The organism is Micromonospora sp. ATA51, assembly GCF_016802855.1.
In the GTDB taxonomy this organism is placed as follows: Bacteria; Actinomycetota; Actinomycetes; order Mycobacteriales; family Micromonosporaceae; genus Micromonospora; species Micromonospora sicca.
Genome location: NZ_JAEVHJ010000135.1, coordinates 1 through 16,509 on the forward strand (window position 1 = coordinate 1; position 16,509 = coordinate 16,509).

A 16,509-nucleotide genomic window follows, 5' to 3' on the forward strand; every position below is an offset into this window, starting at 1 on the left:
TCGGAGCGCCAGTTCGGACCGTACAACCGGCGCAGCAGCGCGTCGTCGGCGTTGCCCCGTTGGGTGCGCAGGCTGACCCAGCGGCTCTCGGGGCGTACCGGATGGGCCACCCGGCGGTGGCCGCGGACCAGCTGCCAACCGGCGAGCCGGACCCGGTGGGCCAGCTCGGCGTCCTCCCGGTAAGCCCGCGGGAAGCGCTCGTCGAACCCCCCGACGGCGGCCAGCGCCGTCCGCCGGTAGGCCATGTCCGCGGTGATCCAGTGCCCCTCGGCCAGGCCGGCGGTGCCGCGCTCCCAATCGGTGGGGCGCCGGCCGGTGGGCAGCGGCACCGCCACGACGCCCTGCACGCCGCCGACGGCGTTCCCCACCGCAAGGTCGTCGCGCAGCCGCCGGCACCAGTCCGGCGCCGGCACCACGTCGTCGTCCAGGAACACCACCCACGCCCCCCGGGCCGCCCGCCAGCCCAGGTCGCGGGCCGCCGCCGGGCCCGCGCCGCGCCCGCTCAGCACCTTCGCGTACGCGGACAGCGCCCCCGGCACCGCCAGCTCCCCGGTGTCGTCGCGCCGGTCGTCGACCAGCAGCAGCTCCACCTCGGGCAGTTCGCCGAGCTGGCCGGCGAGGGCGTCCAGCAGCGCCGCCAGGCTCGGCCGGCCGAGTGTCGGCACCACGATGCTGATCACCGGTCACCGGCCAGGGACCGGCGGTGCACCGCGAACGGACCGAGGGCGAGCAGGTCCACCGGCGCCGAGCCGACCAGCTCCATCGCCTCGCGGGGGGTGTCCACCATCGGCCGGCGGCCGTGTTCAGCGAGGTGTTCACCACCACCGGCAGGCCGGTGAGCCGCTCGAACTCGGCCAGCATCTCGGCCACCAGCGGCTCGGTGTCGGCGTGCACGGTCTGCACCCGGGCGGTGCCGTCGACGTGGGTGACCGCCGGGATGCGGTCCCGCCACTCCGGCTTCACCCGGTGCACGAAGAGCATGTACGGGCTGGGGAAGACCCCCTCGAAGATCTCCGCGAAGCGTTCCGCGCGGACCATCGGGGCGATCGGGCGGAACTGCTCCCGGCCCTTGACGTCGTTCATCCGGGCGGTGGTCGCCGGGTCGCCCGGGTGGGCGAGCAGCGACCGGTGGCCCAGCGCGCGCGGGCCGTACTCGCTGCGGCACTGGTACCAGGCGACGATGCCGTTGGTGGCGAGCACCCGGGCCGCCTCGGCGGCGATCGACGCCGGCCGGGTGTACGGCAGCGCGGCGCGGCGCAGCTCCGCCTCCAGCTCCTCGTCCGACCAGCCCCGGCCCAGGTCGACCCCGGCCAGCGGGGTGGACCGGTCGCCGAGCGTGCCGGCCACGTGCAGGGCCGCGCCGAGCGCCGTCCCCGAGTCGCCGGCCGCCGGCTGCACCCAGACCTCGCGGTACGGCCCCTCGGCCGCGAGCCGGGCGTTCGCCACGCAGTTCAGCGCCACCCCGCCGGCCATGGCCAGGGTCGACGCGCCGCCGGCGGCGTCGTACAGCCAGCGGGACAGGTCGAGAACGACCTCCTCCAACCGGGCCTGCACGCTGGCGGCGAGATCGGCATGCTCCTCGGTCATCTCGCCGTCGGCGGTGCGCGCCTTGGCCATGCTCGCCCAGTCGATCCGCTCGACCCGGAAGCCACCGTCGTCGGTGGCCCGCACCAGCTCGCGCAGCAGGCCCAGGTGCTTCGGCCGGCCGTACGACGCCAGCGCCATCACCTTGTACTCGTCGCTGGAGTGCAGGAAGCCCAGGTGCCGGGTCAGGTCCTCGTAGAGCAGGCCGAGCGAGTGCGGCAGCTGCTGGGAGTACAGGGCGGACAACCGTCCGTCGCGGTAGACGCCGGCCAGGTGGCTGGCCACCTCGCCGCGCCCGTCCAGCACCAGCACCGCGGTGTCGTCGCCGGCCCGAGGTGCGGCCAGCCCGGCGGAGGCGGCGTGCGCCACGTGGTGCGGCACGAACCGCACCTTCTCCGGGTCGAGCCCGGGCAGGGCGGCGGCGAGGAACTGCGGGGCCCGCTTGGCGTAGTCGACCCGCAGCCAGTCCCACGGGTCGCTCAGGCCGAGGTCGGCCGCGTCCCGACAGAGGCCGGGGTCGAACGAGTAGGCGACCGCGTCGAGGCTGTCGACGTCGATCCCCGCGCTGGCCAGGCACCAGGCGGCGGACAATTCGGGCAGCTCCCAGGCGGAGAACGGCACGGGACGCTTGCCGTGCTTGCGCCGGCTGAACCTCTCCTCTTCGGCGGCGGCCACCACCGTCCCGTCGACCAGCAGGGCGGCCGCCGGGTCGTGGAAGATGGCGTTGATCCCAAGGACGCGCATGAGCAGTCCCTACCCTGGCCTTCACGCCCTAACCTGTAGATCATCGACTTCTTCCCGGGAGCCGATCGTCGGCTGTGGAGATTCGCCGGTGGCGCTTGATGGGCCGGATCTAGGCCTGACGGCCCGGTCCGGCGGCGCCCGTCGCGCCGCCGAACCGGGGAGGGATCAACTACGGAGCATGCACGGGCCGAATACCTCGTACGCGATCCGCTCGACCGGTACGCCCCGGCGCAGCAGCCCACCCCGGACCGCGTTCATGAACGGCAGCGGCCCGCACAGGTGCACGTGCGCGTCGGGAGAGAGCGGGATCAGTTCGGGGTCGACCAGACCGGTGGCGATCTCGGCGGTGAGCCCGGCCAGCTCCGCGTCGGTGGCGTCCTCGTACCAGAGGCTCATCCGCAGGTTGGGCAGTTGGTCGCGGAGCCGGGGGAGTTCGTCGCGCAGGGCGTGCGCGGCGCCGGCACGGTCGGCGTGCACCAGCACCACCGGACGCTCGGGTTCGGTGACCGCCAGATGCTCCAGCGCCGACATCGCCGGGGTGAGCCCGATACCGGCGCTGACCAGCAGCAGCGGGCCGTCGCCGGCCACCGCGCTCACCTCTCCGAAGGGCGGGCTGAGCCGCAGCGTGTCACCGACCGCCACCCGCTCGTGCAGGAAGCTGGAGACCATCCCGTCGGGTGCGCCGCCGGTGCCGCGGACCCGCTTGACGGTGATCCGCCAGTGGTCGGCGCCGGGGCGGCCGGAGAGGCTGTACTGCCGAATCTGCTGGCCGCGCCCGCCGTCCAGGTCGACGGCGACCGAGGTGTACTGGCCGGGGATGAAGCCGGGCACCGCGCCACGGTCGGCCGGGACGAGGGCGAAGGAGACGACGTCCGGGGTCTCCCGGACCTTGTCGGTCACCCACCAGTCCCGCCACACCGAGCCGTTCCTCGGCACCCCTGCCGCGGTGTAGAGACGCGCCTCCCGCGCGATCAGCTCGCAGGCCAGCAGCCAGTACACCTCGTCCCAGGCGGCGGCGACCTGCGGCGTGACCGCCTCGCCGAGCACCTCGCCGACGGCGGCGAGCAGGTGGCGGCCGACGATCGGGTACTGGGTCGCGGTGATGCCGAGCGAGGCGTGCTTGTGCGCGATCCGGTCCAGGATCGGACCCCACGGCGCCGCGCTGCCGACGGTCAGGTGCTCAGCGTAGGCGACCACGGCGGCGGCGAGCGCCGCCTTCTGCTGCCCGGTGGCCTGGTTGCTGCGGCTGAAGATGTCCAGCAGCTCCGGGTGCGCGGCGAACATCCGCTGGTAGAACCGGCCGGTGATCGCCTCGCCGTGCGCCTGCACGGCGGGCAGGGTCGCCGTCACCACTGCTGCTGAGGATTCCGAGAGCACGGGTACTCCTTCGGGGATCGGTTCGGACGATCTCCACTGAACAGGACTCTGAAATTCCTCTTCAGGGTCGAAGGCCCCGGGTCCCGGGTCGCCTGGATCACACCCGCGACCGGCTCATCGGCCCGTGTCGCGCCCCGTTCGTGCTGGCTAGGGTCGGTACGTGAAGCTCAACCGGTCCACCGACATGGCCCTGCGGATCGCCATGCTCACCGCCGCGTCCCCCGCGCGGACCACGGTGGACGAGCTGGCCACCCAGCTCGCGCTGCCCCGCAGCCACGTCGCCAAGGTCGTCCAGCGGCTCCAGCGGATCGGCGTCCTGGTGACCACCCGGGGACGCTTCGGCGGGGTGGCGTTCGCCGAGCGTGCCGGCGAGCTGACCGTCGGCCACGTCGTCCGGGCCTTCGAGGGCGACGACGAGGTGGTCGCCTGCGACCAGCCGGCCTGCCCGCTGGTCGCCGGCTGCCGGCTGCGCGGTGAGCTGCGCCGCGCCCAGGCCGCCTTCCTCGCCGTCCTCGACGGCATACGCCTCGGCGACCTCGTCGACGGCCCGCCGGCCCGCTGCTGCTCACCCTCGGCGCGCCGGGGCTCCGCGGCTGAGCCCTTCCGGCATAGGCTCCGGGGTGACTGGTCCCCGGGGAGGTTCAATGTCCGTCTCGCATCCGGTGTTTGCGCGGGTCTTCGCGCGGGCCAGCGTGGCCATGGACCGGGCGGGCGCCGCCGAGCACCGGCACCGGCTGGTCGCCGGGCTGACCGGCCGGGTGGTCGAGGTGGGCGCCGGCAACGGCCGGATGTTCCCGCACTACCCGCCGACGGTGACCGAGGTGCTGGCCGTCGAACCGGAACCCCGACTGCGGGCCGCTGCCCACGCCGCGGCGGCCGCCGCCCCGGTACCGGTCACCGTGCTGGCCGGACTGGCCGAGGCGCTGCCGGCCGCCGACGCCGCCGCCGACGCGGTGGTGCTGTCGCTGGTGCTCTGTCCGGTGCCCGACCAGGCGGTCGCCCTGCGGGAGGCCCGCCGGGTGCTGCGCCCGGGCGGGCAGCTGCGCTTCTACGAGCACGTGGTGGCGCAGACCCCGGGGCTGCGCCGGGCGCAGCGCTGGGCCGACGTCACCATTTGGCCCGCCCTCTGCGGCGGCTGCCACACCGGCCGGGACACCGTCGGCGCGATCGCCGCCGCCGGCTTCACCGTCGTCGAGCTGGACCGGTTCCGCTTCCCGCCGACCGGCATCCCGATGCCGGCCTCGCCGCACGTGCTCGGCACGGCGGTGCGACCGTGACCAGGGCGCGAACGTGACCCCCCGCTTCGCCTCCGCGTAGAGCCGCTCGAACCAGCCGGTCGGATCCCGGCGGCGACCGACCGGGAAGACAAACGCCTGGTCGGATCGTTGTCGTCCACTGACGCCCCGTCGCCCGGCCGCCGTCCCGGGGCCCTCGCCCGAAGTCGGGCACGGCACGCGCCGCGACGTAACCCCGCGGCTCACCCGCCCGGGTGCCACGGCTCTGTCGGAGCGCCGGGCTAGGCTCGCTCCGGCGCGCCGCGCGTGGCGATCGAGCCGGTGAGCGGCACCACACCGCCGAGACCTGGGAGTACGACCAGTTGACCGCACAGCCTGAGACCCTGTACGGGGCCGACGACCTGACGCACCTGGAGGGCCTGGACGCCGTCCGCAAGCGCCCCGGCATGTACATCGGCTCCACCGACAGCCGTGGCGTGGGTCACCTCGTCAACGAGATCCTCGACAACTCCACCGACGAGGGTGTCGCGGGTCACGCCACCAAGGTCGAGGTGATCCTGCACGCCGACGGCTCGGTGCAGGTCGACGACGACGGCCGGGGCATCCCCACCGACGTGCACGCCAAGTCCGGCATCTCCGGCGTCGAGCTGGTGCTCACCCGACTGCACGCCGGCGGCAAGTTCGGCGGCTCGGGCTACAAGACCTCCGGCGGCCTGCACGGCGTGGGCGCTTCCGCGGTCAACGCCCTCTCGCGGCGGTTCGACGTCACCGTCCGGCGCGACGGCAAGGTCCACGCGATGTCGTTCCGGCACGGCGTACCGGGGATCTTCGACGGGCCCGGTCCGGACGCGCCCTTCACCCCCGGTCCGGGCCTGCAGATCGTCGGCGCGATGAAGCGCGGACAGCGCACCGGCACCTCGATCCGGTGGTGGCACGACACCCGCTACTTCGAGACGGGCGCCCGGCTGGACACCGAGGCGGTCCGGCTCAAGCTGCGCAACACCGCGTTCCTCGTCCCCGGCGTGGCCTACCTGCTGCGCGACGAGACGGGCGAGGAGCCCACCGAGGAGAGCTTCCACTTCCCCAACGGCCTGACCGACATGGTGGAGTTCCTCGCCCCGGCCGGCGACCGGCCGGTCTCCGGCACGCTGCTGGTCACCGGCGAGGGGACGTACCGGGAGAACGCCGCCGACGCCAACGGCGTGATGCAGTCCAACGTGCAGCGCAGGGCCGAGATCGAGGTGGCGCTGCGCTGGGGCACCGGCTACGAGCGCACCGTCGAGTGCTTCACCAACACCATCCGCAACGCGCACGGCGGCACCCACCGCAAGGGCTTCGAGCGGGCCCTGGTGCGCACCCTGGCCGACGCCGCGCGCAACACCCGCGGCCTGCTCAAGCCGAAGGAGGACGCGCCCACCCTGGACGACGTCCTGGAGGGCATGACCGCGGTGGTGCACGTGCGGATCCCGGAGCCGCAGTTCACCTCGCAGACCAAGGACGAGCTCTCCACCGCCGGCATCACCAAGGTGATCCAGGGCCTGGTCGAGCAGCACCTCAAGGCCTGGCTGGAGGACCGGCGCACCAAGGCCGAGGCGCGGACGGTGCTCCAGAAGATCGTCGACGCGGCGCGGGTCCGGCTGACCCAGAAGCAGCAGAAGGACGCGGCCCGGCGCAAGACCGCCCTGGAGGGCGCGTCGATGCCGGCCAAGCTGGTCGACTGTCGGGCCACCGGGGTGGACCGCAGCGAGCTGTTCATCGTGGAGGGGGACAGCGCGCTCGGGTGCTTCACCGGCGACACGATGGTCTCGTTGGCATCGGGTCAGAGCCGATCCTTCGCCGATTTGGCTGCGGACTGGCAGCACGGCATCAGCCACTTCGGCTACAGCACCAACAAGGCTGGCCGGGTGGTCATCGCTCCGCTGCTGGAGCCGCGGCTCACCAAGCGCGATGCCCCGTTGGTGCGTGTCACGCTCGACAACGGCGAGTCGGTGCGGTGCACCCCCGATCATCTGTTCCGGCTGCGCGACGGCTCCTACCGGCGGGCTGACGCACTTGTGCCCGGTGATTCCCTTATGCCCCTGTATCGCAGTCTGTCGAACAAGGCGGAGGGGCACAAACTGCAGGGGTATGAGCGGGTCTGGATGAACGACCGCGAGGAGTGGGTCTACACCCATTACCTGGCGGACGCGTGGAATCTGCGCCACGGCAGGGACAGCGTTACAAACGGCAACGTCCGTCATCACGTCGACATCAACAAGCGAAACAATGACCCGCGCAATCTGCGCCGGATGACCTGGGCCGACCACTCCGCCCTGCACGTCGCGATGATGGGCGAACATGTCCACGCCGGTTGGCGGGAGTGGTTCGACAATGGGGGCCGAGAGTTCCGCTCGGCCATGCTGACAGCGCAGTGGCGGGATCCTGCCTTCCGTGAGGCCTGCCTCGCGCGGCTGTTCGCGCTCAATGAGTCGCCCGCGTTCCGCGCAAAGATCGAAAAGGGCTTCCAGGACTGGTACAACGCGCTAGGTGCCGACGAGCAGCGTGCCTATGCCGAGCGGATGCGTGAGCGGCAGGCGACATACTGGTCGCAGCCGGAGCATCGACAGGCAGCAGCCGAGCGGGTGCGGGAATACTTCACCGATCCCGCTCGTCGAGAGGAGTGGCGTGAGCGCTCTTTGAAGCAGTGGCGTGACGACGCATTATGTGCTTGGCGGTCACGAAAGACCGTGGAACAGTTCGCGAACCCCGCCGAGCGGGAACGCCAGCGCGGCGCCGTACTGGCCTGGCACCGGGACAACCCCGAATTCGTGAGCAGCACTCGTCCCGGATGAGGCGGCGGATGACTGACCCGAGCACGGGCCACCTCGCCAAGGCGCAGGCCGGCAGGGCTCGATACGTCGCAACGGTGCCGCGCCAGGAACGCGTTGGCCGGCAACTCGAAGGTCGGCGTCTGGCTGCGCTGCGTCGTCTCGCGCCGCTGCTGTCGCAAGCCGACGAGGAGTTGGCGACCGCCTACGAAGCCGAGCGGTTGCGGACCGCCCGCACCGGCCTCCGTTTCGATCGGCTCCTGAGCCTTTACGGGGGCGACTACGGGCGACTGCGAGAGGCGGCCTCCCTTGTCAACCACCGCGTGGTATCCGTAAAGGCTCTGGACGAGACGGCGGACGTCTACGACCTGACCGTCGATGGCTACCACAACTTCGCGCTCGAAGCGGGTGTGTTCGTCCACAACAGCGCCCGGGTGGCACGAACCGCTGAGTACCAGGCGCTGCTGCCGATCCGCGGCAAGATCCTCAACGTGCAGAAGGCGAACCTCCAGCAGGTGCTGGACAATGCCGAGTGCGCGGCGATCGTGCAGGTGCTCGGCGCCGGGTCGGGGCGGACTTTCGACCTCTCCGCGCTGCGGTACGGCCGGGTCCTGATCATGGCCGACGCGGACGTCGACGGCGCGCACATCCGGACCCTGCTGATCACGCTCTTCGCCCGCTACATGCGTCCGCTGATCGAGGCCGGCCGGCTCTTCGCCGCGATGCCGCCGCTACACAAGATCACTACCAAGGGACGCAACCCGCAGACCGTCTACACGTACACCCAGGCGGAGATGGAGGCGACGGTCCGCAAGCTGGAGAAGGCCGGCAAGCAGATCGTCACGCCGATTCCGCGCTTCAAGGGTCTCGGCGAGATGGATGCCGACGAGCTTTGGGAGACCACGATGAACCCGGCCACCCGGGCGGTCCGCCGGATCACCCTCGACGACGTCGAGGCGGCTGAGCGGATCCTGGAACTGCTGATGGGGGAGAAGGTCGAACCGCGCCGCAACTGGCTGATCGACTCGGCCGACCGGGTCGACCGCCAGGCGATCGACGCATGACGACCGGGTTCGTTCGGAAGGAAAGCTGAGTCATGGCACGCCGCAAGGAAGACCGCACCAAGGCGGACCTGTCCGCCTTCGACCAGGCCGGCGCGCGGGTCTTCGACAACCCGCTGGTCACCGAGGTCTCCGACTCCTACCTGGAGTACGCCTTCTCGGTCATCCACTCCCGCGCCCTGCCCGACGCCCGCGACGGTCTCAAGCCGGTGCACCGGCGCATCCTTTACGCGATGAATGAGGCGGGGTTCCGCCCCGATCGGGCGCATGTAAAGTCCGCCCGCGTGGTCGGCGACGTGATGGGCCGCTACCACCCGCATGGTGACTCCGCGATCTACGACGCGATGGTCCGCATGGCCCAGGACTTCTCGCTCAACGTGCCACTCATCGATGGGCATGGAAATTTTGGAAGCCAGGACGATGGACCGGCCGCCGCGCGCTACACCGAGGCGCGGATGTCCCGGGAGGCGATGCTGCTCGTCGGCGAGCTGGGCGAGGACACCGTTGACGTCGAGCCGAACTACGACGGCTCGCTGACCCAGCCGACCGTGCTGCCGGCCGCCTTCCCCAACCTGCTGGTCAACGGCGCGTCCGGGATCGCGGTCGGGATGGCGACCAACATGATCCCGCACAACCTCGGCGAGGTCGTCTCCGCCGCCCGCTGGCTGATCAACCACCCGGACGCCGACCTGGACAAGCTCATGGAGTTCGTCCCCGGCCCCGACCTGCCCACCGGCGGGCTGCTGCTCGGCCTCGACGAGGTGCGCCGGGCGTACGAGACCGGGCGCGGCGTGGTCCGGATGCGCGGGCGGGTGGAGATCGGTCCGCTCGAGGGCAGCCGCGGCCGGCAGGCCATCACGGTGACCGAGCTGCCGTACGGAGTCGGCGCGGAGAAGGTCATCGCCGCGATCACCAACGAGGTCAACAAGACCAAGCGGCTCACCGGCATCGCCGACGTCAAGGACCTGACCGACCGGGAGAACGGCACCCGGCTGGTCATCGAGTGCAAGGTGGGCGTCAACCCGCAGGCGCTGCTGGCCGACCTGTACCGGCTCACCCCGCTGGAGCAGTCCTTCGGCGTCAACAACCTGGTCCTGGTCGACGGCCAGCCGCAGACCCTGGGGCTCAAGGCGCTGCTGGAGGTCTTCCTCGCCCACCGGTACGACGTGGTGACCCGGCGCAGCTCCTACCGCCGCCGGAAGCGCGAGGAGCGGCTGCACCTGGTCGACGGCCTGCTGATCGCCCTGCTCGACATCGACAAGGTGGTCAAGCTGATCCGGGGCAGCGACGACGCCCAGGCCGCCAAGGACGGCCTGATGCGTCAGTTCAAGCTCTCCGACATCCAGGCCACCTACATCCTGGACACTCCGCTGCGCCGGCTGACGAAGTTCGACCGGATCGAGCTGGAGGCCGAGCAGGAGAAGCTCCGCAAGGAGATCGCCGAGCTGTCGACCATCCTCGACGACCCCAAGGTGCTCCGGAAGCTGGTCTCCGACGAGTTGGCCGCCGTGGTCAAGCAGTTCGGCGCCCCGCGCCGGACCACGCTGGTCGACGGCGACCTCAAGGAGGTCCTGGCCGCCTCCGCGCCGGCCGGGCCGCTGGAGGTCGCCGACGACCCGTGCCAGGTGATCCTCTCCGCGACCGGGCTGGTCGCCCGGACCGCGGCCGAGTCGGAGGAGGCCGCCGAGGGGCGGCGGCGCAGCGGCCGGGTCAAGCACGACGCCGTACGCGCGGTGGTCCACTCCACGGCGCGGGGCCGGGTGCTCCTGGTGACCAGCGCCGGCCGGGCGTTCAAGATCGATGTGCTGCCGCTGCCGGTGCTGCCCGAGCAGTCCGGCACGGTGTCGCTGCGCGGCGGGATGTCGGCGGCCGAGCTGGTGCCGCTGGAGCCGGGCGAGAGGGTCGTCGGCCTGGCGCCGCTCGGGCCGTCCGCCGAGGGCTCGCCGGGCCTGGCCCTGGGCACCCGACACGGCGTGGTCAAGGTCTGCGCGCCGGAGTGGCCGGTCCGCTCCGACGAGTTCGAGGTGATCTCCCTGCGCGAGGGGGACGAGGTGGTAGGGGCGACCTGGCTCATCGACGGGGCGGAAACCCTCGCCTTCATCTCGTCCGAGGCGTCCCTGTTGCGCTTCGCCGCCTCCGTGGTCCGGCCGCAGGGCGTCAAGGGCGGCGGCATGGCCGGCATCAACTTGCCGGCCGGGGCTCGGGTGGTCTTCTTCGGCGCGGTCCGCATCGACGACCCGGGGCACGGTGAGCCGATGGTGGTCACCTCGACCGGGGCCACGGTGAAGGTGACGCCGTTCCGGGCGTACCCGGCGAAGGGGCGGGCGACCGGTGGGGTCCGCGCGCAGCGGTTCCTCAAGGGCGAGCCGGACCTGGCCGTGGCCTGGATCGGCCCGCGCCCGGTCGGCGCGACGGCCAGCGGCGACGCGGTCGAGCTGCCCCCGGCGGACCCGCGCCGCGACGGCTCCGGCTTCGCCGTCATGCTCGGCCCGGCGGTCGTCGGCCACCTCGTCGAACGCGACTGACCCACCCGGCGCCAAGGGGTCGGCGGCAACGGCCGCGACCCCTTGGCGGCTACTCCCGATGCGCCGTGTTGATCATGGAATTGTTGCCCTGCCGCCCGGCGTGTCGTGGCAACAACTTCATGATCGTCGCTCGGTGAGGAGGCGGTCAGAGCTCGGGTTCGGGGCCGCGGCGGGAGTCGGGGGTGGTGCCGCGGAGGTGGGCGATCAGGCGCATGCCGTGATAGATCACCAGGGCGACGGCGGTGCCCAGGGCGATGCCGTTGAAGGAGAGGTCGCCGGCCGTCAGGGTGTAGTTGGCGGCGCCGATGATCAGCGCGACGGCGGCGGTCATCAGGTTGACCGGGTCGTGGAAGTCGACCCGGTTCTCGATCCAGATCCGGGCGCCGAGGATGGCGATCAGGCCGTACAGCGCCGTGGTGGCGCCGCCCAGCACGCCGGCCGGCACGGTGAGGATCAGCGCGCCGAACTTCGGGCTGAGCCCGAGCAGCACCGCCGCCACCCCGGCCACCCAGTACGCCGCCGTCGAGTAGACCCTGGTCGCCGCCATCACGCCGATGTTCTCCGCGTACGTGGTGGTGCCGGAGCCGCCGCCGGAGCCGGCCAGCACGGTGGCGATGCCGTCGCCGAGGAACGCCCGGCCCATGTCCCGGTCCAGGTTGCGGCCGGTCATCGTGGCCACCGCCTTGACGTGCCCGGCGTTCTCCGCGATCAGCACCAGGATCACCGGGATCACCAGCACCACCGCCCGCAGGCTGAAGCTCGGCGCGTGGAACTGGGGCAGCCCCACCCAGGCGGCCTCCTTCAGCGCGGTCACCGCCTTCGGGTCCAACTGGCCGAGGACGGCGGCGAGCGCCCAGCCCACCACCACGCCGAGCAGGATGGACAGCCGGGCCAGGAAGCCCCGGAAGACCACCGTGGCGAGCAGGATCGCCACCAGGGTGGCCACCGCGATCAGCGGCTGGGCCTTCACCCCGCCGTTGCCGCCGCCGTCCCAGGCGACCGGCGCGAGGTTGAGCCCGATCAGCGCCACGATCGCGCCGGTGACCACCGGCGGCATCAGCGCGTCGATCCACCGGGCCCCGGCCAGCTGCACCACGACGCCGACCAGCGCGAGCGCCGCGCCGGCCACCACGATGCCGCCGAGCGCCGGGCCGATGTCGCCACCGGCCTCGGCGGCCAGCACCGGCGCGATGAACGCGAACGACGAGCCCAGGTACGACGGCAGCCGGTTGCCGGTGATCAGCAGGAAGAGCAGCGTGCCGATCCCGGAGAAGAAGAGCGTGGTGGCCGGCGGGAAGCCGGTGATCAGCGGCACCGTGAAGGTGGCGCCGAACATCGCGACCACGTGCTGCACGCCGACCCCGACGGTGCGCGGCCAGGAGAGCCGTTCACCGGGGTGGACCACGTCGCCCGGTCGGATGGCGCGGCCGTCGCCGTGCACGCTCCACGGGGACCAGCGGGAACGTGGTGCGGTGGGGGACTGGGTCATGGGGGCCCTTCGCGTCAGGTGACGGGGGCGTGATCGACCCTGAGAGTTGTTTCTAGCACGACCTCGGCCGGGGACGAGGACCGCCTGGCAGGTCTACAATCGGGCCGTCTGTCACCGTCGATGGCCCGGGTGCGCCGCGAAGCACTCCCCTCCATGACCCACCTCTCCTCCGGCGGAGTCGCCGGACCGGCGTGAGCCCCGCCATCCGGGTGCGCCCGCGCCGCGAGTTGCGCGCCGCCCGTCGTACCCGCCAGCACGGCTGTTGGGGTCATCTGATCGCCGCGCCGCTCTGGCCGCTGCACGGAGCCAACCTGGGCACCCTGCTGCGCACCTGTGACGCCGTCGGCGCCTGTCTTGCGGTGCCGCCGTTCCGCTGGGTCGACGAGGCCCTCGCCCGGGGCAACACGCTGCGGAGGCCCAGCTGCGTGCACCGGGTCGGCAGCCCGTCCCGCTGGCTCGCCGCCGAGCGGGCCGCCGGGGCCCGGATCGTCGGGGTGGAGCTGGCCGACGAGGCGATTCGCCTCGGTGACCTGCCGGCCGCGCGGGGCCGCACCGTTGTGCTGCTCGGCCACGAGGCGAACGGCCTTCCGGCGTCTCCTCCTCGGGCGGGGTCGTCGGCGGGCGGAGCATCGGGACCGCCCAGGACGGCGCCCCAGGGTCGACGCCGCCGCCGGGCACCCTACCGGTTGGTACCCCCACCCGCCTCCGGGCCGACGTGGCGGTCGGCACGCGGGATCCGGACCGGCGTGGCGATGGCATGGGATTTCTGCTCCTGCACTTCGAGCGGAGCTGGATCGGCGCCGTACGCCGGAGGACCTGCTGGCCCGGATCCGGTGGCTGCGGGACCAGAACCGGGCGCTGCGGGACACCATCGAGACCCACCGCGCCCAGCAGCTGCGCGAGCGGTTGCGCAAGGCGGTCGGCGGGCACGTCCGCCGGGATGCTGCCCCGCTGATCCTCGTACGCCTGTTCGATCGGTTGGTAGGATCGGCGGCGTGTCCGACGTCGCGTACCAGCCCTCGATGCTGGACTTCACCGAGCAGGGCCCCAGCCTGGGCCCGCTCGCCGCCCTGCGCCGGCACCAACTGAGCCGGGGCGCCTGGGTCGACCACCTGCCCGGCTGGGTGCGCGGCTCCGACGTGGTGCTCGACACCCTGCTGCACGAGGTGCCGTGGCGCGCGGAGCGCCGCACCATGTACGACGCCGAGGTCGACGTCCCCCGCCTGCTCTGCTGGTACGCGGCCGGCCGGCCGCTGCCGCACGCCGTGCTGACCGAGGCCCGGGAGGCGCTGACCCGGCACTACGCACCCGAGCTGGGCGAGCCCTTCGTCACCGCCGGGATGTGCCTCTACCGCAGCGGACGGGACAGCGTCGCCTGGCACGGCGACACGACGGGCCGCTCCGCGCACACCGACACCATGGTCGCCATCGTCTCGTTCGGCTCGCCGCGCCCGCTGCTGCTGCGCCCCCGCGGCGGCGGGGCCAGCCTCCGCTTCCCGCTCGGCCACGGCGACCTGGTCGTGATGGGCGGCTCCTGCCAGCGCACCTGGGAACACGCCATCCCCAAGACCACCCGCCCGGTCGGCCCCCGGGTCAGCGTCCAGTTCCGCCCCACCGGCGTCTCCTGACCCACCGAGACCTCCCCGCCTCCCGCGATCTTGCACTTTGCGCCCGCGCTTCGCGTGATACGTCCGGAATGCCGGGGCAGCAAGTGCAAGATCGCGGAGGATGAGGGCTGGTCAGAGGAGGCCGGCGAGTTTGTAGAGGACGAGGGAGCCGGCTACCGCGACGTTGAGGCTGTGGCCGTGGCCGACCATCGGGATCTCCACCGCCACGTCCAGGGCGTCGAGGGCCTCCGCGTGCTGGTGACCCCGGTGACGGTCGGGTTTCCGGCATGACCGCCGCCCCGACCACCGGTGCCGCCCGGGCCTCGGCGGTCGCCGGCCGCCTGCCGTCGCTGACCGGGCTGCGCTGGGTCGCCGCCCTGCTGGTCTTCGGCTTCCACGTCGCCACCATGCGGATCGTGGCCGAGCCGGACTACCAGGCGGTCGTCGACTGGCTGTTCACCCTCGGCCTCTCCGGCGTGGAGTTCTTCTTCATCCTCAGTGGATTCGTGCTGGTCTGGTCGTACCGGGACGCGAGCGCCGGCGGACCTTCCTGCGCCGGCGGCTCGCCAAGATCTACCCGAACCACCTGCTGATGTGGGTGGTGGTGCTCCTCGTCGGGCTCTGGTTCGCCGACCCGGTCAACGGCTGGGCGGCGCTGGGCAACCTGGCCCTGGTGCAGGCCTGGAATCCCACCCCCGGCTACTTCTACAGCGTCAACACGGTCAGCTGGTCGCTCTCCTGCGAGCTGTTCTTCTACCTCTGCCTGCCGTTCGTGCTGCCGGTGCTGCGCCGGCTGCGTCCCGCCGCCCTGTGGGCGGTGGTGGTCGCCGCGCCGCTGCTGATCGTCGCGCTCTGGCCGGGCCAGCGCCTGGTGCCCGAGGAGAGCCGGTGGTGGTTCACCCAGGTCTTCCCGCTGCTGCGGTCCCTGGAGTTCTGGATGGGCGTGGCCGCGGCCGAGCTGATGCGCCGGGGGCGCTGGCGGGGGCCGGGCCTGACCCCCGCCAGCCTGCTCTTCGTGGCGACCTGGGCGGTCGCCGCGCAGTGGATCCGGGCGGAACTCTGGGCGGGCCTGCTGGCGGTGGCGTACCTGCTGGTCATCACCGCCGCCGCCGACGCGGACGTGCGCGGCCGGCGCACCCCGTGGCGGTCCCGGCCGATGGTCTGGCTCGGTGAGGTCTCCTTCGCCTTCTACCTGGTGCACGTCTTCGTGATGGTCACCGTGCTCCGACTGACCGGTCACTACGGGGTCGGGCTGCCGGGCTGGTGGGGCCCGCTCGCCGTGCTCGGCTTCCTGGTGGTCAACCTGGTGCTCGCCGGGGCCCTGCACCGGTACGTCGAGATGCCGATGATGCGCCGGCTGGGACCGCCCCGCCGGGCCCGCGCGCGGAGCGCCCCGGCCGCCGTCACGCCGGCCCAGGTCGGACCCGCCACCGCCCGCGACGGGCAGGTCAGGCCGATCGAGTACGCCGGGCGGCGCGACCCGGCCTGAGGCGGGCCCCCGCTCCGCCCGATCGCTGTCGGTCCATGCTGGTCAGTGCGGCGATCCGACTCGTGGCGACACGCCCGGCGGCGATGCGGCACCACGCCGTCGGCGGTAGCGTGGGTCTGTGCTTCCGGTCGCGCTCACCTGTCCCCTGTGGTGGGTGGCGCGCTGGACGGCCCGCATGCTGGCCAGTCTCGCCGTCGCCGTCGCGGTCGCCTGCTCGCTCGGCGCCGCCACCCTGCCCGTCGGCGCGGCCGCCGCCGCCCAGGCGCCCCGGTCACCGAGCTGGCCTCCGCGGTCCCGGCACCCTCCTGGTCCACGACCCGGCCGGCCCTCCAGCTCGGCGCCCGCGCCGTTCCCGAGCCCGGCGACCGGCCCGAGGACGCGGGCCGCGCCCCGAGCGGCGCAACCGCCTTCGACGCGGGCCTGGTGTTGCCCGGAGGGACCACCGCCAGCACCAGCTGCCCCCGTTCGACGGTCAGGTCGACGTCCCGGACGGCGAGGGTGCGTCGGAGTGCAGCGCCCCGAAGCCGGTGAGGTCGAGCCGGCGCAGCGGGTGCCGCGGCGGCGGCTCGGGCGCGGGCGCGGTGCCCGCGG

At 72.7% G+C, this 16,509-nt stretch carries 9 protein-coding genes and 5 pseudogenes; 10 read left to right on the forward strand and 4 right to left on the reverse strand.

What is annotated here, in order from left to right:
• The 3 genes and pseudogenes from JNW87_RS20670 to JNW87_RS20680 form a co-directional block, all read right to left on the reverse strand.
• On the reverse strand, positions 1-680 hold a 680-nt coding region (locus tag JNW87_RS20670; RefSeq protein ID WP_309234003.1), incomplete at its 3' end, for a glycosyltransferase.
• A 175-nt stretch (positions 681-855) separates the two neighbouring features.
• A pseudogene (locus tag JNW87_RS20675) lies at positions 856-2,328 on the reverse strand (carbamoyltransferase); the annotation flags it as partial.
• A 165-nt stretch (positions 2,329-2,493) separates the two neighbouring features.
• Complete coding sequence (locus tag JNW87_RS20680; protein WP_236648121.1) at positions 2,494-3,705, reverse strand: globin domain-containing protein; 1,212 nt, start codon at positions 3,703-3,705, stop codon at positions 2,494-2,496.
• Positions 3,706-3,907: 202 nt separating this feature from the next.
• Between JNW87_RS20680 and JNW87_RS20685 the strand changes: the two are divergent.
• From JNW87_RS20685 to JNW87_RS20700, 7 genes and pseudogenes are all read left to right on the forward strand, one after another.
• Positions 3,908-4,189, forward strand: a pseudogene (locus JNW87_RS20685) (RrF2 family transcriptional regulator); the annotation flags it as partial.
• Positions 4,190-4,349: 160 nt separating this feature from the next.
• Entirely contained in the window at positions 4,350-4,982 is a 633-nt protein-coding gene (locus tag JNW87_RS20690) for a methyltransferase domain-containing protein (protein ID WP_109803178.1), read from the forward strand.
• A 320-nt stretch (positions 4,983-5,302) separates the two neighbouring features.
• A pseudogene (locus tag JNW87_RS40780) lies at positions 5,303-6,721 on the forward strand (ATP-binding protein); the annotation flags it as partial.
• Between the two features lie 18 nt (positions 6,722-6,739).
• Positions 6,740-7,771, forward strand: a complete 1,032-nt coding sequence (locus tag JNW87_RS40785; RefSeq protein WP_309234005.1) for a hypothetical protein — start codon at positions 6,740-6,742, stop codon at positions 7,769-7,771.
• Between the two features lie 8 nt (positions 7,772-7,779).
• Positions 7,780-8,142: pseudogene (locus JNW87_RS40790) on the forward strand (DNA topoisomerase); the annotation flags it as partial.
• A 30-nt stretch (positions 8,143-8,172) separates the two neighbouring features.
• Positions 8,173-8,811 (forward strand): annotated as a pseudogene (locus JNW87_RS40795) (toprim domain-containing protein); the annotation flags it as partial.
• 32 nt (positions 8,812-8,843) lie between these two features.
• A complete protein-coding gene (locus JNW87_RS20700) occupies positions 8,844-11,333 on the forward strand; it encodes a DNA topoisomerase (ATP-hydrolyzing) subunit A (RefSeq protein ID WP_109803179.1) in 2,490 nt (829 codons plus the stop codon).
• Positions 11,334-11,478: 145 nt separating this feature from the next.
• On the opposite strand, the gene JNW87_RS20705 is transcribed toward JNW87_RS20700, so the two are convergent.
• Positions 11,479-12,822 (reverse strand): uracil-xanthine permease family protein, encoded by a 1,344-nt coding sequence (locus tag JNW87_RS20705; protein WP_109803180.1) that lies wholly within the window; start codon positions 12,820-12,822, stop codon positions 11,479-11,481.
• Between the two features lie 995 nt (positions 12,823-13,817).
• On the opposite strand from JNW87_RS20705, the gene JNW87_RS20710 reads away from it, so the two are divergent.
• The 3 genes from JNW87_RS20710 (at position 13,818) to JNW87_RS20715 (ending at position 15,918) form a co-directional block, all read left to right on the forward strand.
• Positions 13,818-14,450, forward strand: coding sequence for an alpha-ketoglutarate-dependent dioxygenase AlkB (locus tag JNW87_RS20710; protein ID WP_109803182.1), 633 nt, complete (start codon positions 13,818-13,820; stop codon positions 14,448-14,450).
• Between the two features lie 266 nt (positions 14,451-14,716).
• Positions 14,717-15,022 carry an acyltransferase gene (locus JNW87_RS39650; protein ID WP_255544132.1) on the forward strand — a complete coding sequence of 102 codons (306 nt, stop codon included), beginning with the start codon at positions 14,717-14,719 and terminating at the stop codon, positions 15,020-15,022.
• Positions 15,001-15,918, forward strand: coding sequence for an acyltransferase family protein (locus tag JNW87_RS20715; RefSeq protein WP_375373527.1), 918 nt, complete (start codon positions 15,001-15,003; stop codon positions 15,916-15,918). The genes JNW87_RS39650 and JNW87_RS20715 overlap by 22 nt, the downstream gene beginning before the upstream one ends.
• Positions 15,919-16,509: the final 591 nt, after the last annotated feature.

Bases quoted from the DNA above. Each gene is read 5' to 3' on its own strand.
- JNW87_RS20690 (WP_109803178.1), top strand. From the start codon at position 4,350: ATGTCCGTCTCGCATCCGGTGTTTGCGCGGGTCTTCGCGCGGGCCAGC.
- JNW87_RS40785 (WP_309234005.1), top strand. From the start codon at position 6,740: ATGGTCTCGTTGGCATCGGGTCAGAGCCGATCCTTCGCCGATTTGGCT.
- JNW87_RS20705 (WP_109803180.1), bottom strand. From the start codon at position 12,822: ATGACCCAGTCCCCCACCGCACCACGTTCCCGCTGGTCCCCGTGGAGC.
- JNW87_RS20700 (WP_109803179.1), top strand. From the start codon at position 8,844: ATGGCACGCCGCAAGGAAGACCGCACCAAGGCGGACCTGTCCGCCTTC.
- JNW87_RS39650 (WP_255544132.1), top strand. From the start codon at position 14,717: ATGACCGCCGCCCCGACCACCGGTGCCGCCCGGGCCTCGGCGGTCGCC.